This is a genomic window from Brachybacterium paraconglomeratum, from assembly GCF_039541415.1.
GTDB lineage: Bacteria > Actinomycetota > Actinomycetes > Actinomycetales > Dermabacteraceae > Brachybacterium > Brachybacterium paraconglomeratum_A.
This window is the reverse complement of record NZ_BAABGE010000007.1, coordinates 714,006-737,377: the sequence shown is the minus strand read 5'-3', so window position 1 is coordinate 737,377 and position 23,372 is coordinate 714,006. Positions and strand designations below refer to the sequence as shown.

General features: G+C 66.6%; 20 protein-coding genes and 1 pseudogene. 11 read left to right on the top strand and 10 right to left on the bottom strand.

Annotated features, from left to right (window positions below):
* Positions 1 to 15: 15 nt before the first annotated feature.
* From ctaC to ABD893_RS12575, 6 genes and pseudogenes are all read left to right on the top strand, one after another.
* Entirely contained in the window at positions 16 to 972 is a 957-nt protein-coding gene (gene ctaC, locus ABD893_RS12600; protein WP_345080600.1) for an aa3-type cytochrome oxidase subunit II, read from the top strand.
* The gene (ctaD, locus tag ABD893_RS12595; RefSeq protein ID WP_425548374.1) at positions 969 to 2,681 is read left to right on the top strand and encodes an aa3-type cytochrome oxidase subunit I; all 1,713 of its coding nucleotides are present in this window, start codon (positions 969 to 971) and stop codon (positions 2,679 to 2,681) included. The genes ctaC and ctaD overlap by 4 nt, the downstream gene beginning before the upstream one ends.
* Position 2,682: 1 nt before the next feature.
* Positions 2,683 to 3,099: an aa3-type cytochrome oxidase subunit IV gene (gene ctaF / locus ABD893_RS12590; protein ID WP_345080597.1), complete on the top strand. Its 417-nt coding sequence runs from the start codon at positions 2,683 to 2,685 to the stop codon at positions 3,097 to 3,099.
* A gap of 124 nt (positions 3,100 to 3,223) precedes the next feature.
* Positions 3,224 to 3,613, top strand: a pseudogene (locus ABD893_RS12585) (transposase); the annotation flags it as partial.
* A gap of 114 nt (positions 3,614 to 3,727) precedes the next feature.
* Positions 3,728 to 4,267, top strand: a complete 540-nt coding sequence (locus ABD893_RS12580; protein WP_345080594.1) for a lactococcin 972 family bacteriocin — start codon at positions 3,728 to 3,730, stop codon at positions 4,265 to 4,267.
* Between the two features lie 65 nt (positions 4,268 to 4,332).
* Positions 4,333 to 4,926 carry a hypothetical protein gene (locus ABD893_RS12575; RefSeq protein WP_345080591.1) on the top strand — a complete coding sequence of 198 codons (594 nt, stop codon included), beginning with the start codon at positions 4,333 to 4,335 and terminating at the stop codon, positions 4,924 to 4,926.
* A gap of 1,229 nt (positions 4,927 to 6,155) precedes the next feature.
* Here the strand turns inward: ABD893_RS12575 and qcrB are convergent.
* From qcrB to ctaE, 4 genes are all read right to left on the bottom strand, one after another.
* Positions 6,156 to 7,835: a cytochrome bc1 complex cytochrome b subunit gene (gene qcrB / locus ABD893_RS12570; RefSeq protein WP_345080588.1), complete on the bottom strand. Its 1,680-nt coding sequence runs from the start codon at positions 7,833 to 7,835 to the stop codon at positions 6,156 to 6,158.
* A 4-nt stretch (positions 7,836 to 7,839) separates the two neighbouring features.
* Positions 7,840 to 8,904: a cytochrome bc1 complex Rieske iron-sulfur subunit gene (qcrA, locus tag ABD893_RS12565; RefSeq protein ID WP_345080585.1), complete on the bottom strand. Its 1,065-nt coding sequence runs from the start codon at positions 8,902 to 8,904 to the stop codon at positions 7,840 to 7,842.
* An 8-nt stretch (positions 8,905 to 8,912) separates the two neighbouring features.
* Positions 8,913 to 9,713 (bottom strand): cytochrome bc1 complex diheme cytochrome c subunit, encoded by an 801-nt coding sequence (gene qcrC / locus ABD893_RS12560; protein ID WP_345080582.1) that lies wholly within the window; start codon positions 9,711 to 9,713, stop codon positions 8,913 to 8,915.
* Between the two features lie 94 nt (positions 9,714 to 9,807).
* Positions 9,808 to 10,542, bottom strand: coding sequence for an aa3-type cytochrome oxidase subunit III (ctaE, locus tag ABD893_RS12555; protein ID WP_345080579.1), 735 nt, complete (start codon positions 10,540 to 10,542; stop codon positions 9,808 to 9,810).
* A 236-nt stretch (positions 10,543 to 10,778) separates the two neighbouring features.
* Between ctaE and trpD the strand changes: the two genes are divergently transcribed.
* Positions 10,779 to 11,861 (top strand): anthranilate phosphoribosyltransferase, encoded by a 1,083-nt coding sequence (gene trpD / locus ABD893_RS12550; protein WP_345080576.1) that lies wholly within the window; start codon positions 10,779 to 10,781, stop codon positions 11,859 to 11,861.
* A gap of 97 nt (positions 11,862 to 11,958) precedes the next feature.
* Here trpD and ABD893_RS12545 read toward each other — a convergent pair whose 3' ends face one another.
* The 3 genes from ABD893_RS12545 to ABD893_RS12535 all read right to left on the bottom strand — a co-directional run bounded on the left by ABD893_RS12545 (position 11,959) and on the right by ABD893_RS12535 (position 15,858).
* The gene (locus tag ABD893_RS12545; protein WP_345080573.1) at positions 11,959 to 12,240 is read right to left on the bottom strand and encodes an Lrp/AsnC family transcriptional regulator; all 282 of its coding nucleotides are present in this window, start codon (positions 12,238 to 12,240) and stop codon (positions 11,959 to 11,961) included.
* A gap of 50 nt (positions 12,241 to 12,290) precedes the next feature.
* Positions 12,291 to 13,949, bottom strand: a complete 1,659-nt coding sequence (locus ABD893_RS12540) for a DEDD exonuclease domain-containing protein (RefSeq protein ID WP_345080570.1) — start codon at positions 13,947 to 13,949, stop codon at positions 12,291 to 12,293.
* A 100-nt stretch (positions 13,950 to 14,049) separates the two neighbouring features.
* Positions 14,050 to 15,858, bottom strand: coding sequence for an AMP-dependent synthetase/ligase (locus ABD893_RS12535; protein WP_345080567.1), 1,809 nt, complete (start codon positions 15,856 to 15,858; stop codon positions 14,050 to 14,052).
* Positions 15,859 to 16,049: 191 nt separating this feature from the next.
* On the opposite strand from ABD893_RS12535, the gene ABD893_RS12530 reads away from it, so the two are divergent.
* Positions 16,050 to 16,988 (top strand): ROK family glucokinase, encoded by a 939-nt coding sequence (locus ABD893_RS12530; RefSeq protein WP_345080564.1) that lies wholly within the window; start codon positions 16,050 to 16,052, stop codon positions 16,986 to 16,988.
* 14 nt (positions 16,989 to 17,002) lie between these two features.
* Here the strand turns inward: ABD893_RS12530 and ABD893_RS12525 are convergent, their stop codons facing one another.
* Positions 17,003 to 17,572: a hypothetical protein gene (locus ABD893_RS12525; RefSeq protein ID WP_345080561.1), complete on the bottom strand. Its 570-nt coding sequence runs from the start codon at positions 17,570 to 17,572 to the stop codon at positions 17,003 to 17,005.
* Positions 17,569 to 18,342 (bottom strand): alpha/beta hydrolase, encoded by a 774-nt coding sequence (locus ABD893_RS12520; RefSeq protein ID WP_345080558.1) that lies wholly within the window; start codon positions 18,340 to 18,342, stop codon positions 17,569 to 17,571. Before ABD893_RS12520 ends, ABD893_RS12525 begins: the two co-directional genes overlap by 4 nt.
* A 77-nt stretch (positions 18,343 to 18,419) precedes the next feature.
* Here ABD893_RS12520 and ABD893_RS12515 point away from each other — a divergent pair, with 77 nt between their 5' ends.
* Both ABD893_RS12515 and ABD893_RS12510 read left to right on the top strand, forming a co-directional pair.
* Positions 18,420 to 19,154 (top strand): lysophospholipid acyltransferase family protein, encoded by a 735-nt coding sequence (locus ABD893_RS12515; RefSeq protein WP_345080555.1) that lies wholly within the window; start codon positions 18,420 to 18,422, stop codon positions 19,152 to 19,154.
* A 57-nt stretch (positions 19,155 to 19,211) separates the two neighbouring features.
* Positions 19,212 to 20,606, top strand: coding sequence for a class II 3-deoxy-7-phosphoheptulonate synthase (locus ABD893_RS12510; RefSeq protein WP_345080552.1), 1,395 nt, complete (start codon positions 19,212 to 19,214; stop codon positions 20,604 to 20,606).
* A 153-nt stretch (positions 20,607 to 20,759) separates the two neighbouring features.
* Here the strand turns inward: ABD893_RS12510 and pknB are convergent, their stop codons facing one another.
* Positions 20,760 to 22,853 carry a Stk1 family PASTA domain-containing Ser/Thr kinase gene (pknB, locus tag ABD893_RS12505; RefSeq protein ID WP_345080549.1) on the bottom strand — a complete coding sequence of 698 codons (2,094 nt, stop codon included), beginning with the start codon at positions 22,851 to 22,853 and terminating at the stop codon, positions 20,760 to 20,762.
* Positions 22,854 to 22,989: 136 nt separating this feature from the next.
* Here pknB and ABD893_RS12500 point away from each other — a divergent pair, with 136 nt between their 5' ends.
* Entirely contained in the window at positions 22,990 to 23,343 is a 354-nt protein-coding gene (locus tag ABD893_RS12500) for an Rv2175c family DNA-binding protein (RefSeq protein WP_345080804.1), read from the top strand.
* Positions 23,344 to 23,372 lie beyond the last annotated feature (29 nt).

The following is a 23,372-nucleotide window of genomic DNA, read 5'->3' as shown; positions in this document are numbered from 1 at the left end:
GGAAGGTCATCCTCTGTGATCCCCCAGGTCCCTCAGCGCGCACGGCGTGGACGCCGTGCAGCAGCAGCAGGCCTCGCCCTGGCCACCCTGATCCTCGCGGGCTGCACCCAGGCGCAGCAGCGCGGGTTCATGCCCGGTCGGGCTGATGGCCAGGAGGTCACCAACCAGACCGAGCGCATCACCAATCTCTGGGTCGGCTCCTGGACCGTGCTGGTCATCGTGGGCCTCATGATCTGGGGACTGACGATCTGGTGCGCGGTCGCCTACCGCCGTCGCAAGAACGACACCGGCTTCCCGGTGCAGATGCGCTACCACGTGCCGCTCGAGCTGATGTTCACGCTCGTCCCCGTGGTGATGGTGCTGACCTTCTTCTACTTCACCCAGCGTGATGCTCGCGAGATCGAGATGCACGTCGCGGAGCCGGACTACACCGTCAACGTGGTGGCCAAGCAGTGGAGCTGGGACATCAACTATGTCGACCAGGACGTCCACGAGCCGGCAGGCATCCAGTCCTTCGCCACCGGCGAGGTCGACGCCGAGGGGAACGACGCAGCCGCCGATGCGCTGCCCACCCTGTACCTGCCCGTCGGGCAGTCCGTCGAGTTCCGTCTCGACTCGCGCGACGTCGTACATTCGTTCTGGGTCGTGGACTTCTTGTACAAGAAGGACATGATGCCCGGGCACACCACGAGCTTCCAGGTCACCCCGACCACCGAGGGGACCTACGCCGGCAAGTGCGCTGAGCTCTGCGGCGAGTACCACTCGGACATGCTGTTCAACGTGGTCGTCGTCTCCCAGGAGGAGTTCGATGCGCACATGCAGGAGCTGCGCGAGCAGGGCAACGAGGGTCAGCTGGGTGTCGACCTGAACCGCAACCAGGAGGAGTGGAGCATGCGCGAGAAGCATGATGACGCCGGTCCTCGCTACACCGAGGAGACCGCCTCCACCGGGACCGAGGGAGAGAACGAGTGAGCACCGAGACCACCGCCGCACCGAGCACATCGGTGGACGGCCGGTTCCAGGAGGAGCGGCCGACCAAGCTGGGCACGCAGATCTTCCAGCTCCTGACCACGACCGATCACAAGCTGATCGGCAAGATGTACATGGGCATGGCCTTCGCGTTCTTCGGCTTCGCCGGGTTGCTCGCGCTGGGCATCCGCACCGAGCTGTGGGAGCCGGGCCTGCAGGTCGTCGTCTCCAAGGATCAGTACAACCAGCTGTTCACCATGCATGGCACGATCATGCTGCTCATGTTCGGCACGCCGCTCTTCAACGGCTTCGCCAACTACCTGGTGCCGTTGCAGATCGGCGCCGTGGACATGGCCTTCCCGCGCCTGAACATGTTCGCCTTCTGGCTGACCCTGTTCGGCTCGGTGATCGTGGTCTCCGGCTTCCTGACTCCGCAAGGTGCGGCGTCCTTCGGCTGGTTCGCCTACGCGCCGCTGTCGGACACGACATTCTCCCCGGGCCTGGGCGGTGATCTCTGGGTCTTCGGCTTGGCCTTACAGGGCTTCGGCACGATCTTGGGCTCGGTCAACTTCATCACCACGATCCTGTGCATGCGCATGCCCGGCATGACCATGTTCCGGATGCCGATCTTCACCTGGAACACCCTCATCACCGCCGTGCTGGTGCTGATGGCGTTCCCGCCGCTGGCCTCTGCGCTGCTGGCACTGGGAGCGGATCGACGCTTCGATGCGAACATCTTCGACCCGGCCAACGGCGGACCGGTGCTCTGGCAGCACCTGTTCTGGTTCTTCGGCCACCCCGAGGTGTACGTGCTCGCGCTGCCGTTCTTCGGCATCGCCTCCGAGATCATTCCTGTCTTCTCACGCAAGCCGATCTTCGGATACAAGACGCTGGTGGGTGCGACGATCTCGATCGCAGCGCTGTCTGTGACTGTGTGGGCGCACCACATGTACACCACCGGTGCCGTGATGCTCGACTTCTTCGCGTTCATGACAATGCTGATCGCCGTGCCGACGGGCGTGAAATTCTTCAACTGGGTCGGCACGATGTGGCGAGGGTCGTTGACCTTCGAGACGCCGATGCTGTTCACCCTGGGCTTCCTGACCACCTTCATCTTCGGCGGTCTGACGGGTGTCATCCTCTCCTCGCCGGTGCTGGACTTCCACATCTCCGATACGTACTTCGTCGTCGCGCACTTCCACTACGTGATGGCCGGCACCGTGGTCTTCGAGATGTTCGCAGGCTTCTACTTCTGGTGGCCGAAGATGTTCGGCTACAAGCTCAGCGAGGGTATCGGCAAGCTGCACTTCTGGCTGCTGACCATCGGCTTCCACATGACCTTCCTCATCCAGCACTGGCTGGGTGTCGATGGGGCACCCCGTCGTTATGTGAACTACCTCCATGAAGATGGCTTCGATTGGATGAACCAGATCTCTACGGTCGGCGCATTCATCATGGGCGTCTCCACCCTGCCCTTCCTGCTCAACGTCGTGCTGACCCACGTCAAGGGCAAGAAGGTCGAGGTCGACGACCCGTGGGGCTACGGTGCTTCGCTCGAGTGGGCGACCTCCTGCCCGCCGCCGCGTCATAACTTCCATTCCCTGCCCCGGATCCGCTCTGAGCGTCCCGCCTTCGATCTCCACTACCCGGAGGTCGCACTGCAGGACCACATGCTCGCTGAGGAGCCCGCCGCGAACCCAAGGACCAACTGACATGAGAGCAACGGCAAAGATCTTCTGGATTCTGGCGGTCTTCTTCCTGATCGTCTCGATCGCGTATGCCTTCGTCACCGGGCGCTATGAGCCCATGGGAATCGAGACCGTCGGCTTCCCGGCGATGCTCGGCCTGACGGGTCTCTCGGTCATGATCGCGATGGCTGCGTCGCTGACGGCCAAGAAGAACTACCTCGGCGGTTCTGATGAGCTGGATGGCGAGGTCTCTGACGACGCAGGCGTTCAGGGAAGCTTCGCCCCGTACAGCTGGGCGCCGCTGTGGGCCTCGCTCGGCGCTGCGCTCTGCTTCCTGGGCGTGGCCGCAGGCTGGTGGATCTTCGCCTTCGGCGTCATGTTCGCCATCTACGGGATCCTGAACTGGGTCCTGGAGTTCTCGGTGGGCCAGCACGCACACTGACCACATCGCTTGTATCTCCCTGCCGGGAGATCGAGCACTCGAGGGCCCCGCATCGTTTCTCGATGCGGGGCCCTCGTCCTGTCGTCGAGGTACTGACCCGCTCACGAGGTGGCCTCCGTGCTGGCGTCTCAGCGCCCTGTTCGCGAGTGAAAAGCATGCGGCGGTCGAGGTGACCTGGGAGGTCTACCAGGCGATGTTCGCCGCCTATCGAGAACGCGACCGGACCAGAGCCAGAGCCTTGATGGAGAAGGTCACCGCGGCCCTCCGAGCGGAGGCCCCGGACGCCCTCGTGGAGTTGGGAAAGCTCGGCCGGACGCTGACCAAGCGCGCGGACGACATTCTGGCGTTCTTCGATCGCCCCGGTGCCAGCAACGGCCCCACCGAGGCGATCAACGGCCGACTCGAACACCTCCGCGGTTCAGCCCTCGGCTTCCGGAATCTCGCGATCTGCATCGCTCGCAGTCTCCTCGAATCAGGAGGCTTCAGATACCAGCGACACCCTCGCATGCGATGAGTCTGATTCAAACCTGTGCTTGAATGCGGCCTAGATCATTCCGTTGCTCCGCAACAGATGGTCATCATTGGTGGGTGCTGAGGTCATCCACCACAGGCTGAGTGCGCAGAAGGCGTGCTCAAGAAGCGAGATGCGAACATGCGTATGACGAAGAGGGCAACGCGGGGGCGTGCTCTCTCGATGCTCGTGGTTGCAGGCCTCGTGATGCTCGGGGGTGCTAGCGCGGCAGGCGCCGACAGCGCGGTACCGGAGTCTGCGAGGTACGGCGGTTCCGTGGTGTCGATGGAAGGCGACGTCCAGGCCATCGATGCTGGTACGACGCCCACTGGTGGCTGGGTCGAATTCACAGGTGACGGCACCGTGACGGTCATGCCGGAGCACATCACGTCGATTCCCACTTCGGAGCCGGGCACTGTGTCGCCATACGCGACGGAATACGTTGGCGGCGGCAAGTGGACGTACGGGACGAGCATCAAAGTCGGTGGGCAGAAGACCTGTACGTCGCAGTACGACCACGGCAGCCGGCGGCATTCGGCCACGGTCGCAAGGAACGGGAAGACAGACGTCGATGTGCAGTCGGCGGGCGAGCTCGCGTTCACACATGTGGGTTCTTGGACGTTTGCGACCTGCTACGCGTACTGGAGCAACCTCTGAGCCACGCTGATACTTCTCTCGGAGACACCGAAGGGCACGGCGGGCGATCGAACAGATCATGCGCTGTGCCCCCCGGGCTGCGCCTTCTGCTGGTCCTCGTCGCAGGGATCGGCTACGGGCTCATCGTCTGCGTGGTCAACGCGACTGCGTTCACCGGTCAGTTCTTTCTCTCCAAGCTCTTGGGAGGGATCTGGGCCTGGATCTGCGTGCCCTATGTCGTCGCATGGGCTGGAAGCGGCACGTGGCCTCATTTCTGGCGACCGCTCCTGTTCATCGAGTCGGCTGTCATCACGTACTACATCTACGACTTCCTTGAGCAGGCCCTACGCCCGACGACTATCGCGGTAGGGCCACCGGACTTTCTGTTCGGTGCGGTCTATACGGTGGCAGCGCTCCTGATGTGCGCGACGTTCCGGGTTGTGATCCCGGTCGCCAAGGGGACGTCGCGGTGGCGAATTCCAGCCTTTGCATCCATTCCAGCCCTGGTAGCGTATTTCGCCTTTGCGCAGTACCCGGAACCCGGCCTCCCGCCCACGAGCGTGTTCTACGACCCTGTTCAGCAGGCGGTGTCACTCGTCGTGATCGGGGTCGCGGTCCTCGCTGTCATCATCTTCGCCTCCCGGACGAACACGGTGCGAAGAACCTCGCATGCGGGGTGAGTCTGGAGAAGACAGAATCCCTGAGAAGTGCTGCTCCCGGGGATTCTGCTGTCGGAGGTGATGATCAATCCCCTGACCTGCACAGTTTTAGTGGCTCATCACGTTCAGAAACCAGCTACATCCTCGGATGCGATGAGCCGTGCTGCCGTTCACCATGCTGCCCCCCGTTGCTCGGCGAAGGTGCTTGAGACGCGGGGGAGGGCAGGCGGAGGCGCGTGCACCAGACCTCGGGCCAGACACCGCCGCCGTTGGTGGACTGGTGGCCCTTCAGACGCCGGCCGGTCACGCTGGCACACGACCTCCGCCGTCGGGCTCCGGTGCTCGAGTGCCAACGCAACGACCACACCAGAAGGTGGCGGGTGCAGCGGACGTGAGCAGGCACCATGAGGCTGGGCACGGCGTATTACATACGTGACCCCGTAGACAGTCTATAAATGGCGTTAGTGACGATGGGGCCCGTCCGTCGTTGTGCATAGGACCAGCACCACCCTCACGCTCACGCACTTGCCCGTCCGTGCTCAGTGCTGTGTCCGGGGCGGGTTCAGGCCTAGGCCCAGTCCCAAGCCCAGGCTCTACAGCTCAGTGGACTCTGCGGAATCAGTGGGCCCAGAAGAATCATCGGTGTAGCGTGTGAGCGCACCAGGGTGTTCCGGTAGAGAGATACCTCCTGCCGCTGGCAGCGTTGATGGAGTTGATGGACCAGGGGAGCGAGCATGATCGGCGGAGTGTCAGATCCGGTGGGCCGGGCGCAGGATCAGCTACGACAGCTGTTCCCGGGCCAGAACGGTCTAGACAACGCGGTGGCGTGGGCAACAGACGTGCTCGCACAGGAACTCCTGGACCCGGCCATCACTCCGTTGCGAGCAGCCAGGGCGCTCAGACGCACTGATCGTCGTCTAGCCCTGGTCACCGCCCGCTATCTCACTGAAGCAGCAGCGGGGTCGAAGCAGAAGCGAAGCCGCACACCGCTGAATCCCCATCTGGAGTGACGTTCCGCCTCCACCTGAGGCTGGGCGCCTCGGAGCCGCTTAGGGGGGGCTGATGCACCGGATCCACTGTGCGTGGTCGCTGCCCGAGGTGGGGAGCAGGATGCGGCAGCGGGTGCGAGCTCGGGGGGAGCGGGCGCCGGAGCATGTGCGCTGCCCGGAGCGCTCAGCACACAGCGAAGGGCCCCGAGGAGATGATCCTCGGGGCCCTTCGCTATCGGACTCGCTGCAGCCTGACGGGGCTCAGTGCTGAGTCTTCTCGGCCGGGGTGCGGTAATCCCCGCCGGTGACCTCATCGATGATGTGCTTCTCATGGCCCGCGTGCTCGAGCGCCTCACGGAGCTCCGAGGGCGTGACCGGGGAGATCCGGTCCTTGAAGAAGAAGCTGGTGGCCTTCGCGCGGAGCGAGGAGACACCCTTGCCAGCCGTGAGCGGGCGGTAGTCGTCGTGCTGGACCAGCACCCAGCGATCGAACTCGTTGAGCGGCGTATGAATTTCGATCATGTCGCCGGTCTCGGTGCGTACGATCCGCGAGGACTCCTCGCCATGCAGCGCCTGCTCCCGCTTCTGGCGCTGGATCGACAGGCACAGTCGCTTCGTGATGTAGAAGGACAGGACTGGTACGACGAAGAACGAGATTCTCAGCAGCCAGGTCAGGTCGTTGATCGAGAGCTGGAGCGCGACCGCAATGATGTCGTTGGTCGCGGCCAGGGCGAGGATCAGGTAGGTCATGATCCAGGCAACGCCGATCCCGCTGCGCACCGGGGTGTTGTACGGCAGATCGTTGAGGTGGTGCTCACGATCGTCACCGGTCACCCAGGCTTCGATGAACGGGTACAGGGCGAGCACGCCCAGCAGTGCCCCGTAGATGACCATCGGGATCAGGATGTTCCACGAGAGCACATAGCCGAAGATCGTCGACTCCCAGCCCGGAATGAGCCGCAGCCCGCCATCAGTCCAGAGCATGTACCAGTCCGGCTGTGTACCCGCTGAGACCGGTGAAGGGTCGTAGGGCCCGTAGTTCCACACGCCGTTGATGGAGGTGGTCGCCGAGATGAAGGTGATGACGCCGAAGACCAGGAAGAAGAACCCGCCTGCCTTCGCCGCGTACACCGGGAACACCGGGAAGCCGACGACGTTGCGTTCGGTGCGACCGGGGCCGGGGTACTGGGTGTGCTTGTGCAGCACCAGCAGCACCAGGTGGATTCCGATCAGTCCGAGGATGGCGGCGGGCACCAGCAGGATATGAACGGTGAACAGCCGCGGAATGATGTCAGTGCCCGGGAACTCGCCGCCGAAGAGCAGCATCGACAGATAGGTGCCGACGACCGGGATGGCCTTCATCAGTCCGTCGATGACTCGCAGGCCGTTACCGGAGAGCACGTCGTCGGGAAGGGAGTAGCCGGAGAAGCCGGCGACCATGCCCAGCACCATCAGCGAGAAGCCGACGAGCCAGTTGAGCTCACGCGGCTTGCGGAAGGCGCCGGTGAAGAACACCCGGAACATGTGCACGAAGATCGCGACCATGAACACGAGCGCGGACCAGTGGTGCATCTGACGGAACAGAAGACCGCCGGTGACCTCGAAGGAGATGTCGAGCGTGGATTCGAAGGCCCGGGACATCGCGAGGCCCTGCAGCGGTTCATAGGCACCGCTGTAGATGACCTCCTCCATGGAGGGGTCGAAGAACATCGTCAGGAAGACACCCGAGATCAGCAGGATGACGAAGCTGTAGAGCGCCACCTCGCCGAACATGAATGACCAATGGTCGGGGAAGATCTTGCGGGCCATGAACTTGACGAGGCCACCGCCGGAGACGCGCTGGTCGAGCCAGTCGCCGCCCACTGCGCCGAGCTTGTACACACGCGAGGAGTTCTCGGCGTCGGAAGTCTGCTTCCGGGTACTGGGAGTCGTGGTCGTCACGAGATCACTTTTCCTTGTGGATATTCCAGAAGCTGGGCCCGATCGGTTCGGTGAAGTCACCGGGAGCGATGAGGTAGCCCTCGTCGTCCACCTCGATCGGCAGCTGGGGAAGCGGACGGTGTGCCGGGCCGAAGAGCACCTTCGCGCCGTCGGTGACGTCGAAGGTGGACTGGTGGCAGGGGCACAGCATGTGGTGGGTCTGCTGCTCGTAGAGCGCGACGGGGCAACCCACGTGCGTGCAGATCTTGGAGAACGCGAGCACGCCCTCGACGCCCATCGCCATGCTCTCGGGGTTCTTGCCGAGCGCAGGGTCGATGCGGACGAGCACGGTGGCGGCCTTCGCGCGCTCCTCCAGGAAGTGCTCGGTCTCGTGCGTCAGGCCCTCGGGCATGACATGGAAGACCGAGTTCATCACGACGTCCGAGAGCTTGATCGGCGTGCCGTCATGGTCACGGGCAAGGCGCTGGTTCTTGTTCTGACCCCAGAAGGTGTGGTGAAGCCTGCCACCGGGCAGCGGGCCCAGGGTGGACAGCGGCGCGAGCACCGCGATCGGCAGCGCGGCCAGCGCGGCCACCATGGCGGTGACGATCACCGGACGGCGTGCGATGCCGGATTCGGCGAGACCGTCGGTGATGATACCGGCAGCGATCTCACGGGTCTCGTCGGAGCCGCGGATGTCGTGCCGCTCCTCGACCATCTCCTCGTCGGGCATGAGGGTCTTCGCCCAATGCACCGCGGCGGCACCGATGAAGAACACCGCGATCGCGAGTCCCAGGCCGGTGGTCAGGTTCGACCACCACAGGGCCTTCGGCGAGCCGCCCTCAGCAAAGAGGTTGATCCCGGTCGGGGACACCAGGAAGTAGGCCGCGATGAAGATGACGGTGCCGACGATGCTGAGCACGAACATGCCGGCGACGAGTCGCTCAGCTCGCTTCTCTGCAGCCTTCGAGAGATCCGCCTGGCGGTGGACGTGAGGGGGCAGGCCCGGGTTCGGGAATCCGCCACCCTCCTTGGGGGCGATGGCGCTGACGCCACGGGCAGGGGAGCTGCCATCGAGATTGTTGTTCATGCTCGCATTCACTTGGCCTTCGCCCCCAGCCACACAGCGCAGCCCAGGAGCAGGGACAGGACGATCGTCCAGACGTACAGACCCTCGGTCACCGGACCGATCGAGCCCAGGGAGATGCCGCCGGGGCTGCCGTTCTCCTCGAGCTTCTCGAGGTAGGTGATGACGTCACGCTTGTCCGAGGAGGAGAGGTTGTTGTCGTTGAAGACCGGCATGTTCTGCGGGCCGGTCTCCATGGCTTCGTAGACGTGCTTGGGCTCGAGTCCGAGCACCGGCGGGGCGTACTTGCCACGCGTCAGAGCGCCACCGACACCGGCGACGTTGTGGCACATGGCGCAGTTGATGCGGAAGATCTCGCCACCCTTGGTGGCGTCGCCCTGGCTGGTGTCCAGCCATTCGTCGGCGGGGACCGCAGGGCCGGGGCCGAGGGACGCGACATAGGCGGCCAGCTGGCTGGTCTGCTCTTCGTTCATCTGCGGAGGCTTGCGGGAGGCCTGCGCACCGGAGTGCTGCATCGGCATGCGGCCGGTGCCCACCTGGAAGTCGACCGCGGCGGCGCCGACACCGATCAGCGAGGGGCCGATCGTGCTGCCCTCAGAATCGATCAGGCCTTCTGCGTTGCGGCCGTGGCACGTCGCGCAGTTGGCGAGGAAGAGCGCCTCGCCGGCGTTGATGTCGTCCTGCGTGTAGGCCTCGGCCTGGGCCGTCTGCGGCTGGAGGGCGGCGTAGAGCCCTCCGGTCGCGACGAGCGCGAGCAGCAGGATCACGAGTAGCGCCATCGGATGATGACGACGTGCGGCGAGAGCCTTCACGGTTCAGACCTCGATTCGTGGAGGGGACGGGCTGAGCGGGGATTACCAGGCGAGGAGGACGCCGCGAGCATCTGAGCTCGGGCGTCGCCGGGGATCAGAAGACCCTCCAGTTGAAGGTGACCGGGATGATGTGACCGGAGTTTCCGAGCGACAGGATCGGATCGAGCATGTAGACGATGAAGAACAGCACGATCCACACGACGTCGACGAAGTGCCAGTAGTACGAGATGCAGATGGCTGAGACCTGCTCGTGTGCGGTGAAGTTCTCCGAGGCGTAGGCCCGCATGAGAACCATCAGGAAGGCGATGAGCCCGCCGATCACGTGGATGCCGTGGAACCCGGTGGAGAGGTAGAACACGGAGCTGAACGGCGAGGACGACATGGTCACGCCGTGGTGGACGAGCTCGGTGTACTCGTAGGCCTGGCCGGAGACGAAGACCGCGCCGAGGATGAAGGTGAGCGTGTACCACTCGATCATTCCCCAGCCGGCGATGTTGAAGAGGGAGCCCTCTCGGCGCTTGCGCGGGGTGAAGGTGGTGCCGTTCGGCCACCGACCTTCTGCGATGTAGACACCGATCTGGCAGGTCACCGAGCTGAAGACCAGGATCGAGGTGTTCAGCAGCGCGAAGCCATGCGTGAAGTTCGACTGGCCGTCGGTGAAGGTATCCGGCGCCATGGATCGCAGTGTGAAGAACATGGCGAACAGGCCGCCGAAGAACATCAGCTCGCTGGCGAGCCAGACGAGGGTGCCGATCTGCGTCGGGTTCGGGCGGCCGACCGCTGGGGCGGCAGCGGGGGCGGAGCGCACAGGCAGGGTCGCAGTAGTCACGTCACCATTATGTCGTGTGGTCAGAATCGGTGTGCCAGCACACAACAAGTTGGCACATCGCGGGGCTTGCGCCCCGGGCGGACCGTGCCAGCATATCCCTCCTGACGCTCTGTCACGAACCGGGACACGCGACCGATCTCCGCAGGTGACCCGGCATGTGCGGGGATGTGACCGTTCTGTGATCCGCACCGTGATCAGGTCAACGATCACTCGCCGACGGATGACATCATCAGTGCATGAGCGAGAACACCCCCACCTGGTCCCGGATCACCGCACGTCTGGTGCGCGGTGAGGAGCTCGACAGCGCAGCAGCTGCCTGGGCGATGGATGAGGTGATGTCCGGCAACTCGAGCCCGGTGCAGCTGGCTGGCTTCCTGGTCGCTCTGCAGTCCAAAGGGGTGACCAGCGGAGAGCTCGAGGCGCTGGCCGATTCGATGATCGCGCATGCGCGCCCCGTGGATGCTCCGGCGCTGTCCATCGACATCGTCGGCACCGGGGGTGATCTGGCGCAGACCGTGAACATCTCCACGATGGCATCGGTCGTGATCGCCGCATCCGGACGCACGGTGGTCAAGCACGGCAACCGGGCCTCGACCTCCAAGTCGGGCTCCGCAGACGTGCTCGAGGCGCTGGGCGTACGTCTGGATCTGCCGGTGCCGGTGGTGGAGGGCCTGGTGGATCGGATCGGCATGACCTTCCTGTTCGCCCAGGTCTTCCACCCGTCGATGAAGTACGCGGCCGAGGCTCGTCGAGGACTGGGCATCCCCACCGTGATGAACATACTGGGACCGATCACCAACCCCGCCCGACCGCGCGCGAGCGCGGTGGGCGTCGCCGACGCGTGGATCGCTCCCACCGTCGCCGGGGTCTTCGCCGCCCGGGGCACGAGCGCGCTGGTCTTCCGCGGGCAGGACGGGCTGGATGAGCTGACGGTCACCGCGCCGTCGGACGTCTGGGAGGTCCGTGGAGGCGAGGTGCGCGAGCACGTGCTGGATCCTGCCGAGCTGCTGTCGGTGCCGCGGAGCAGCCACGACGCCCTGCGGGGCGGGACGGCCGAGGAGAACGCTCAGGTGGCGCGTGACCTCTACGCCGGCGAGCGCAGCGGACGGATGGGGCCGATCCGGGATGCTGTCCTGCTCAACGCGGCCGCGGGTGTGCTCGCCTTCGACGGCATCGATCAGCCCGCCGCGGACGGCTTCGAGGCCCGCTTCACCGCCGCCTTCGACGAAGTGGGGCGGACGCTCGACTCGGGTCGGCCGGCGGACCTCATCGGCCGCTGGGCTGCAGCCTCGCAGGAAGCCGCTGAGAGCCAGGGCTGAGCCCCGACCCGGCGTCCGCGCGGGCTAGCTGCCAGCACCGCGTCCGTGCGGGCGAGCTGCCTGCGCGAGACGAGCAGCGGGCCCCGAACCGGAGCGGTCAGCCGCTGATGCCGAGGTCGAAGGCGGCGTCCAGATCGCGCTTGGAGTAGGTCTTGAACGCGATATTGGTCGTGGTGTCGAGCACGCCGTCCACCTTGCTCAGGGAGTCGGCGATCACGGTCGCGAGGTCCTCATGGGCACGGACTCGCGCCACGGCGATCAGATCGACGTCACCCGTGACCGAATAGACCTGTTCGATTCCCGGGATGTCGACGACCGCTTCGGCGACCTCGGGGATACGGCTGGGCTCGACGACGATCGAGACGATGGCAGTGATCATTGCTTCTCCTTCGATGGGGCGCGGCCTGCGCCAGGATGCTCTGCCTGAGCCTATGCCGCAGAACCCTCGCCGGTCAGGGAGAAGCGCCGCGCGAGATGCTCCTGGTCGAAGCGGGCACGGGCAGGGACCTGCCATGCGCCGTCGGTCAGCACAGTGCGCACGCCGTCGCCCTCCAGCCAGCCCAACAGGATCTCTGTCTCCTGGTGGTAGCCCTGGCACAGCGGTGCGGCCAGCTCCGCCTCGCCGATCCCGGTGAGCGCGAGAGAGCGCGCAAAGGGCAGCGGATCTTTGTGCGCAGGGACCAGCGTGGTTCCCGAGAAGCGTCCATGCCGCACGGCGAGCAGCTCCCAGCCACGCCCGCCGATCACGGCTTCCGTGCTCGGACGTGCGGAGATCAGCAGCTCCACATCAGACAGTGCACGCAGACGGGACGCGCGATGGGCCGCCGCGAGATAGGTGAGAGCGAGTCTGCGGAGCTTCTCCGCGTCCTCGTAGCGTGCAGAACTGACGTGGGAGCGCAGACGCGCTGCGACGTGATCGAGCACCTCGCGGGGATCGTCCCGCATGGCACGCCGGAGCCTCTCATGGTGACCAACCTCAGTGGCCGGCACACCCCGTGCGCCTGTCTCGAGAGCGGCGCCCCGCCCTTGGATCGCGTCGGAGAGCAGTCCGCGCAGCGGCTCGATGTCATGGCGTGAGGTGAGTGGCCCGATCTGGGCGGAGCCGTCCTCCTCGGACCGCGCCAGTCGTGCCCCGCGCAGCCCCTCCGCGCCAGCTCCGAGACGCAGCCAATGCGCCTTCTCCGGAGTGAGGCCGTGACGATTCGACGGCGGCTTCTCCTGGGCGATGATCCGCAGCTCTCGGATCCTGGCCTCAGTGGGGGTGGCGCATTCGATCACCCCGATCGATTCTGCGCGGGGAAGCATGTCGAGCACCTTGCGACGGGTCTCCGCGGCGGTGAAGTAGGTGCGCACCCGCGAACGCAGGTTGCGCGATGTCCCCACGTAGAGCACAGCGCCCTGAGCGTCGAAGAAGCGGTAGACCCCGGGGACGCTGGGGATGCTCGAGGCGAGATGCTTCTTGCGCAGCTGAGCCGGGCTCACCCGGCGATGGGCGGAGCTGAGGTCCTCCAGAGTGGTCGCGGCAGGGCCGAGTCGCGCGATGATCGCGTGGAGCACATCGACGGTGGCACGGGCATCGGAGAGGGCCCGATGGTCCGGTGTGATGCTTGCTCCGACATGGGCGGCAAGGGTCGAGAGCTTATGGTCGCGCACCTCGTCCCGACGGAACACGGTGCGTGCGAGGGCCAGGGTGTCGAGCACCTGGGGCCGTGTCCAACTGATCTCGCAGACCGCTGCCTGGGCGCTGAGGAACCCGATGTCGAAGCGGGCGTTGTGCGCCACCAGCGCGGCGCCGCCAACGAAGTCCAGGAACATCGGCAACGCGGTGCGGATCGACGGCGCGCCCGAGACGGAGGCATCGGTGATCCCGGTGAGGGAGGCGATGAAGGCGGGGATCGGACGCTCGGGGTCCACGAAGGTGCGGAACTCTCCGATCACCTCGCCGCCTCGGACCTTCACGGCTCCGATCTCGGTGATCGCGTCGCTGGAGGCATCGGTTCCCGTGGTCTCGAGGTCGACCACCACGAGGGTGGCCTCCGCCAAGGGGGTTCCGAGATCATCGAAGCTCAACTGGCCGCGTGCAGACATGGTCGAAGGGTATGACGCGGCCCCGACAGTCGGGCATCCGCTGCGGAGGTGCAGCGGCGCCGGACCATCGGGGCCGGTAGCGGTGAACGCCCGTTCCGCGTCAGCTGGTCGGCTTCGTGCCGGAGTAGATCTTGTCGATGACCTGCGCCAGATCCTTCACCACGACATTGCGCTTGAGCTTCAGCGAGGGGGTGAGATATCCGTTCTCCTCGGTGAAGTCCGAGTCGATCACCTCGAAGGCACGGATCGACTCAGCCCGCGAGACGGAGGTGTTCGCACGGTCCACGACGGTCTGGAGCTCGGCCCTGACTCGTTCGTCCTGTGCCGCCTGAGCGACGCTCATGTCGGGGAGCCCGTTGTTCTTCAACCAGGTGCTGAGCATCTCGGCATCCAGCGTGAGGATCGCGGCGATGAACGGCTTCTGGTCGCCGATCACCACACACTGGCTGACCAGGGGGTGCGAACGCAGCTGGTCTTCGAGCTGGGCGGGGGAGATGTTCTTGCCGCCTGCGGTGACGATGACTTCCTTGGAGCGACCCGTGATGGTGAGGTTGCCCTGCTCGTCGAGCGCTCCGAGGTCGCCGGTGCGGAACCAGCCGTCCTGGAGGGACTCGGCAGTCGCCTCAGGGTTGTTGTGGTAGCCCTTGAAAACCATCACGCCCTTGACCAGGATCTCGCCGCTGTCGTCGATCGAGACGGTCGAGCCGGGAAGCGGCGGGCCGACGGTGCCGGGGCGCACATCCCAGGGCAGGTTCACGCTGATCGGTGCGGTGGTCTCGGTGAGACCGTAGCCCTCGAGGATCGTCACCCCGATGCCGCGGAAGAAGTGGGACAGCCTCGCACCCAGCGGGGCGCCGCCGGAGACGGCCCACGAGACCTGGCCGCCCATCGCCTCGCGCAGCTTCCCGTACACCAGCTTGTCGAACAGGGCGTGCTTGGCCTTCAGCGTGAAGGGCACCTTGCCGGCCGAGAGCGCCGTGGAATAGGCGATGGCCGTCTCGGAGGCGGCGGTGAAGATCTTGCCCTTGCCGCCGGCGATCGCCTTGGCCTCGGCGCCGTTGTAGACCTTCTCGAAGACGCGAGGCACGGCCAGCAGGAAGGTCGGCTTGAAAGCCGCCAGGTCCGGCAGCAGGTTCTTCGTATCGGCGGTGAAGGCGGTGGTGATCGGCTGGGCAACGGCGAGCACCGTGATCAGACGCGCGAAGACGTGCGCTATGGGCAGGAACATCAGCAGCCTGGATCCGGGAGGGAGCACCTCCTTGCCCAGCAGGTTCAGGGCACTGCGGGTGGTGTCCACGAAGTTCGCATGGGTGAGCTCCGCGCCCTTGGGGCGTCCGGTGGTCCCGGAGGTGTAGATGATGGTCGCGATGTCGTTCATCCTGCGGGACGTGCGGCGGGCTTCGAGGTCCTCGTCGCTGACGTCCGCGCCCCGGGCCTTCAGCTCCTCCAGGAAGCCGTCGTCGAGCACCCCGATGTTCTTGAGCGCGGGGAGGTCTCCCCGCACCGACTCCACGTCCTCCTTGTGCCGGGTGGATTCGACGACGGCGAGCGTGGCCGCGGAGTCCGAGGCGATCCATTGGATCTGGCTGGGGGAGGAGGTCTCATAGATCGGGATGCTGACGCCGCCGGTCCACCAGACCGCCCAGTCCAGCAGCGCCCATTCGTACCGGGTGCGCGAGAGGATCGCGACCGCGTCGCCCGGAGCGACATCGGAGGCGATCAGCCCCTTGGCGATCTGCTTCACCTCGGTGATGAAATCTGCGGTGCTCACCGGCGAGTACGTGCCGTCGCCCTGGGCGAGCTCGTAGATCGGCACTGAGGGATTCTTCCGGAACCTGCCGAGCAGGAGATCCGTCGTGTTCTCTTCGGGGCGGCTCTCATGCTGCGGCGGGTTGGTGAACTGCTTCATCGAATCTCCTTCGATCCGGCCAGTGGCGTGCAGCCGGCGTACCGGACGCTTGTCCGGAAGCGCTGGTGGGGTCGATCCGATTCTACGGCAGGTGCCGCTTACGATGGGGCACGACAGGCAGGTGGTACCCGGGTCCTCGTGGACCAGCAGGGGCCACCGCCATCGACTCAGCACAAGCGGAAAGGAACGGCATGCTCTCCATCGGAGTGGATATCGGCGGGACCAAGATCGCGGCGGGGGTGGTCGACGAGGCGGGAGAGATCGTCGCCGCCACCACACGCAGCACTCCGGCCACCGATGCCGCGCTGATCGAGGCGGCCGTGGCAGACGCGGTGGCCGAGCTTCGCGCCCAGCACGACGTCGTCGGAGTGGGTGTCGGCGCCGCCGGATTCGTGGGTGCGGACCGACGCACGGTGAACTTCGCCGCGAACCTCGCCTGGCGCCAGCATCCGCTGGCCGACGAGCTCGAGCGGCTCACCGGCCTGCCGGTGGTCGTCGAGAACGACGCGAATGCGGCCGGCTGGGCCGAATACCGCTTCGGCGCCGCGACCACGGCGAAGCACATGCTGATGGTCACCGTGGGCACCGGACTGGGCGGTGCGATCGTGATGGACGGTCACCTCGTGCGCGGCACCGCCGGGTTCGCCGGGGAGGTCGCGCACATGACCGCCGTGCCGGACGGGCAGTGGTGCGGATGCGGTCGACGTGGCTGCCTCGAGCAATACACCGCGGGCACCGCCATGGTGCGCACCGCGAAGCGTCGTGCCTCGGCCGGGGATCCGCTGCTGGGACCGCTGGTGCAGGCCGCAGGCGGGGTGCGCAAGGACATCGACGGCCCGATGATCACCCGGCTCGCCCAGCAGGGTGATCCGGGCGCTCAGGAGCTGATCGCCGAGATCGGCACCTGGCTGGGCACGGGGGTGGCCTCGATCGCTGCCCTGCTCGATCCCGAGGTGATCGTCGTCGGCGGCGGCGTGGTGGCCGCAGGGGATCTGCTCCTCGAGCCTGCACGTGTGGCCTACGCCAAGCATCTCACCGCGCGGGTGCACCGGCCCTTGGCGCCGTTCGTGGCGGCGAGCATGGGCAACCGGGCGGGCATCGTGGGTGCCGCGGACCTCGCCCGCAGCTAGAGCCTCGCCCGCCGCTAGAGCTCGGCCCCGTCGTGCGAGTCGTCGTCGTGGTTCCGTGGGGCGCGCAGCAGCAGGGAGACCAGCCCTCCCAGCGCGGCGAGCCCGCCGATCCAGCCCAGGAAGCTGGGCAGTGAGGGCGTCACGGTGGCCACCAGCATCAGCACGAAGCCGCCCAGCAGCGCGGTCCAGGACCACAGCGTGGCTTCCGACGGCGTCGGCAGATCAGGGTCCGGCGGCTCGAAATCTCCGTAGATGACCTCATCGTCGTCCAGCTCCCGCGGTCCGACTGCGCCGCGGAGCCCGGCGGTGGGGTCGCTGAGGCCGGCCGCGGGATGCTGCGCTCGGGACCGTGCGATCGATTCCGGGCTGGGCGGCTCCGCAGGAGAGTCCGCGCTGAAGGACCACAGAGAGTCGTCCTCTCGCGAGTCGGCCGACGAATCCTCCTCGCGGGCGGGGTGGTCGGCGGCGGCCGGTTCGCGCGGAGCATCGCCGGGCCGCAGCGCCAGACCTTCCCCCTCGAGCATCCGGGCGAATTCTGCGTCGACGTCCCTGGGATCGCGTGCCTTCCCCGGATCCGAGGTCATCCTCCACCTCCCAAGCCTGTGACCTGCTGATCCAGGAACCGAGCGGAGTTCTCGAACAGCAGCTCCGCGTCGTGGTCCAGCGTTGCCAGGTGATAGCTGCGGGGGAGGGCGAGACGCTGCACGGGCCCGCGCACCCCTGCGGCGACGATGTCGCTGTCCGAGGGAGGGACCGTGTGATCGACGCGCGAGGTAGCCAGCAGCAGCGGCGCCTCCACCGCGCCCAGCTGCTGCCGGGTCCGATGGAAAAGTCGCCGCAGCTGAGCCACGGCGCGCACGGGGAGCCTCTCGTACGCCTCTTCCACCGCGCCGGGAAGAGCGACGTCGGAGCCGATCCCCGGCAGCGTCCGCACCACTGGTGCGATCAGTTCGGCCGCGTTTGCCACCAGGGGCAGAGTGATTCCCGGATTCACCGCCACCACGGCGGCGATGCGTCCACGCAGCTGGGGGTCGGCGGCGAGCGAGAGGGCGAGGGCGCCACCCATCGACAGACCGCCGACTGCGATCGGGCCCAGCTCTTCAGAGAGATCCCACGCCGCATCGCGAACGCATCCGTACCAGTCCTGCCAGCGGGTCGCGGCGAGCTCCTGCTCGGTGCGAGCATGTCCGGGCAGCAGCGGCAGCTCGACTGCCCAGCCCCGTGCAGCGTGATCCTCCGCCCAGGGCCGCATCGACTGAGGGGAACCGGTGAATCCGTGACAGAGGAGCAGGCCGCCACGCGAGCTAGAGTGAGCCCGCGTGCTCCAAGGGCGGGACAATTCGCTGAACGCCATGAGTACATCGTCGCATCCAGATCCACCAGGCCCGTCCGTTCGTCGCTCGCCGGCGCACTGATCCCAGGAGTACGTCCGTGCTGTATGAGATTGCCAAGCCTTTCGTGATGGGTGTGGTGAGGGTGCTGTGGAACCCCACAATCAGCGGAACCGAGAACATCCCGGAGAAGGGGCCAGTGATCCTGGCGTCGAATAACCAGGCGTATTCGGACACGGTGTTCCTCCCCGGCCAAGTGCGGCGCAGCGTGCACTTCTTGGGCAAGTCAGACATCTTCTCGGGAGGGTCCCCGCTGAATCGCGTGGTGGCGGCGGTGATGCGGGGGCTGCGAGTGATGCCTGTGGACCGCAGCGGTGGCAGCGCCTCGAAGTCCGCGATCGGGGCCGGCCTGGCGGTGCTCGAGCGAGGAGGGGTGCTCGGGATCTATCCCGAGGGGACCCGGAGCCCGGACGGACGGCTCTATCGGGGCAAGACCGGGGTGGCCCGTTTCGCGCTGGCCACCGGAGCGCCCATCATCCCGGTCGCGATGAAGGGCGCCTTCGAGGCGCAGCGTGGACGAACGTTCTTCCCCCACCGTCACCCCCGAATCCATGCCGTCCTCGGCGAGCCCGTGGACGTGGAGGCGATCACGGCCGCGATGCAGGGGGCCGAGGAGGCGAAGGTCCTGCGGGCCGTGACCGATGCGGTGATGGATCGCATCCATGCCCTCTCCGATCAGGAGCGCTCCGAGGAGTACGCGAACGTCGTGAAGCAGCGGATGCGCGCGGCGGCGGGCCGTTCTCCGGGATCAGCGGAGTCCGACGCCGCGATCTGAGGACCGGCTGGTGGGATCGACTCACCACCGGAGCGGGGGACTGGATACCCTGTGCAGGTGACTCAATTCAGCCCCGATGCCCCCGCCCGCGCTCATGCCTTCACCCTGTCCTCGGCGGACGACGGCCTGGCAGCTCTCGGTGCGTGGCGCGAGTATCCGCGGGTTCAGCAGCCGGTGTGGCCCGACGAGAAGGTGCGGGCGTCCGTCTTCGAGGATCTCCGCTCCGCCCCGCCCCTGGTCTTCGCCGGCGAAGTCGATGTGCTGCGTGATCGCATCGCCGCCGCGGCGAAGGGTGAGGCATTCCTGCTCGCCGGGGGCGACTGCGCGGAGACTTTCGCGGATTCCACGGCGGATCGCATCCGCAACAAGATCCGCACCATCCTGCAGATGGCCGCAGTGCTCACCTACGGCGCCTCGGTGCCGGTGGTGAAGATGGGCCGGATGGCGGGGCAGTTCGCCAAGCCGCGGTCCGCTGATGAGGAGACGGTCGATGGCGTGACCCTGCCGACCTACCGCGGGGACGCTGTCAACGAGTTCGCCTTTACCCCCGAGGCGCGGATCCCGGATCCGAAGCGGCTGTGGAAGACCTACACCACCAGCGCGGCGACCCTGAATCTGCTGCGAGCGTTCACCGGAGGCGGCTTCGCCGACCTGCGAGAGGTGCACTCCTGGAACCGGGGCTTCACCTCCGGTGCCGGCTACGACCGCTATGAGGAGCTGGCTGGTCAGATCGACAAGGCAGTGCGCTTCATGGATGCCATCGGAGCGGACTTCGACGCGCTCAAGGTGGTCGAGTTCTACGCCTCCCACGAGGCACTGCTGCTGGATTACGAAGAGGCCCTGTCGCGGATCGACTCCCGCACCGGGGAGATCTACGGCTGCTCCGGTCACTTCCTCTGGGTCGGTGAGCGGACCCGTCAGCTCGACGGTGCGCACGTGGACTTCATGGCCCGGCTCCGCAACCCGATCGGCGTGAAGCTCGGCCCCGACGCCTCGGTCGACGATGCGCTGCGGCTGATCGACAAGCTCGATCCCGAGCGCGAGCCCGGTCGGCTGACCTTCATCACCCGCATGGGTGCGGGGAAGATCCGCGATCGCCTCCCGGCCCTGGTCGAAGGGGTGCGGGATTCCGGTGCCCAGGTGGCCTGGGTGACCGACCCGATGCACGGCAACACCATCACCTCGTCCAACGGCTACAAGACGCGGCGCTTCGAGGACATCCTGGACGAGGTGGTCGGGTTCTTCGAGGTCCATCAGGGGCTGGGCACCATCCCTGCCGGCCTGCATATGGAGCTCACCGGCGATGACGTCACCGAGGTGCTCGGCGGCGCCGGTTCGATCGATGAGGAAGGACTGACCCGTCGCTACGAGACCCTGGTGGACCCGCGGCTGAACCATCAGCAGTCCCTCGAGCTCGCCTTCCTGGTCTCGGAGATGCTGTCCCGCCGCTGAGTCAGCAGCTGATCGCGCAACGCCGGTGCCCCCTTCCTTGCCGTGGGAAGCACCGGCGTTGCTCTGTCTCGGCGATGCCATGGGGCCAGCAGTTCGGCGCGAAGGTCAGAGAACCCGGGTCAGAAGATCCGGGTCAGAGAATCCAGGACAGGATCAGAAGACCTTCAGCGTGATGGCGGAGCCCTTCTCCTGCGAGCCGCCCGCGGCTGCGGACTGCTCGTAGACGAGGCCGAAGACCGGGTCGCCCTTGTCATGGACCACGGTCACCGCGAAGCCAGCGGCCTCGAGCGTCGCTTTTGCGTCTGCCTCCGGCTGGCGGAAGACATCGGGGACCGTCACCATCTCCGGGCCGAGCGAGGTGACGAGGTGGACGGTGTCGCCGCCGAACAGGGACCCGGAGGCGGGTGTCTGGGAGATGACGGCGCCCTGGGGAACGCTTCCGGAGTGCGCCTGCGCCGAGGTCACCCTGAAGCCGGCCGCCTCGAGCGAGGTGCGGGCGGCTCCGGCACTGTTGCCGGTCTGGTTCGGGACCGTGATCGGTTGGCGTCCCAGGGAGACGACGACGTGCACCTCGCCGCCGACGGGCAGGGCGTCTGCGGTGGCCGACTGGGAGATGATCTCGCCCTCGGCGACCGTCTCGGAGTATGCCGGGTCATCCTCCACCAGCTCCAGGCCGTGCTCCTCGACCTGGGGGCGGGCGCTCTCGAGGTCGCTGCCGACGACCTGGGGGACGGGGAAGGTCTGCTCGCCCTTGGAGACCACCACCTCGACGTTCGTCCCCCTCTTCACAGAAGTCCCGGTCGAGGGCGAGGAGGAGATGACGTGACCGGCCGGAACCGTGTCGTCGAATCGCTCTTCTGTCTGGACCGCAAGATCCGCAGCGGTCAGCGCGGCCTCGGCATCTCCGAGGGTGGCACCGGTGATCAAGGGGATGGTGCGGTCCGCACCGGGACCGGTGGTGAGATACCAGTCGGCACCGCCCCATGCCCCCGTGGCCAGGGCTGCGAGCAGGCTCAGAACAGCGAGCGACCGCATCAGCCGCGAGCGTCGACGGGCTCCCCGGGGGAGATGCCGACCCCGAGGGGTGCGTGGTGCCCGCACCGTCACCACGCGAGGGGTCTCATCATCCTCGTCGGCCTCCGTGGCCTGCGGACCCTCGTCATCCGTCCCGGCACCTTCGGTGGAGGGCGACGTCGATGCGGCGGGGGATGCCGGCGGCGCGGACGCTGCATCGTCGGCAGCGGCGGTCTCTTCGTCAGGGGCCAGCAGTGCGGCGGGGAACGCGCGCGGCCCGTGTCCCAGCTCCGAGGCGACCTCGTCGAGAGATGTCGTCATCCGCGGAACATCGGAGGTGTCGGTATCGCCGAGCTGTTCCGGTCGGGTCTCCAGCACTGCGGAGGGGAGGATCTCTGAGAGCTCCTTCACCGCCCGCAGCAGGTCCGAGGCAGATGCCGGTCGCTGCGCCACCGGGCGCGCCGCAGCCCAGGTCACCAGTGAATCCAGCTCGCGGGGGATGCCGGAGACGAGCGTGGAGGGTGCCGGGATGTCCTCGTGCACGTGCTGGAAGGCGATGTGCACGGGCTGCTCGCCGACGAAAGGCTGCCGGCCGGTCAGCATCTCGAAAAGCACCACACCGAGGGAATAGAGATCGCTGCGCTCATCCGCGTGCCCCTGGGTGACCACTTCCGGGCTGATGTACGCCACGGTCCCGAGCAGGGTGGCGCTCGCCGAGGAGTTGTTCGAGCCGATCGCGCGAGCGAGGCCGAAATCGGCGACCTTCACCAGCTCGGTGTGGTCGATGAGGATGTTCTCGGGCTTGATGTCGCGGTGGACGATGCCGGCTTCGTGCGCGGCGACCAGGGCTTCAAGCACCTGAGCGGTGATGGCGAGGCTCTCGCGGATCGTCAGCCGTTCCTGGGCGACGATGCGGGCTCGGAGCGTCTCGCCCTCCACCAGCTCCATCGCCAGGTAGATGCGGTCCGCATCTTCACCCTGATCGAAGACGCCCACCACGTTGCGATGGGCGAGACGGGCTGCAGCCCGCGCTTCACGGCCGAAGCGGCGCCGGAAATCCTCGTCCATCGCGAGGTGGGGGTGCATGATCTTCAGGGCGACGACGCGGTCCAGCCGCTGATCGTGGCCGCGATGCACCGTCGCCATTCCGCCGCGCGCGATCGGCTCCTCGACCCGGTAGCGGTCGTCGAGGAGCAAGCTGATGCCGGGGGAAGTCGACGTTGCCGAGCTCACGGAGCCAATCTAGGTCGCGAGCGCGCACGGAATCGGGACCGACACACGCAGGAAGGCGGCGGTGGTGTGATGCATGACTGGCAGCGGAGGTGACCGCGAGGATGCGCAGGCGGTCGGCGCGTGGCACCCTGGGGGAGTGGACGAACTAGATTCCCTCATCACCGACTGGCTTCCCCTCCCCGACATCGCCGAGCGACTGGACGTGGAGGTCTCGCGCGTACGGCGCCTGATCGAGGAAGGCCAGCTGATCGCGGTGCGCCGCGGGACGCCCGTGGTGCGCATGGTGCCGGCGCTGCTGATCGGCGATGGTGAGCTCATCCCGCACCTCGCAGGGACCATCACCGTGCTCCGCGACGGTGGTTTCGAGGACGTAGAAGTGCTGAGCTGGCTGTTCACCGACGATGAGACGCTGCCCGGCAGGCCCATCGATCAGCTGCGCAAGGGCCAGCGCGGAGAGGTCCGTCGGCGAGCACTCGCCCTCGCACTCTGACTCTGCACCAGCCCGATGCCCGGCTGTGC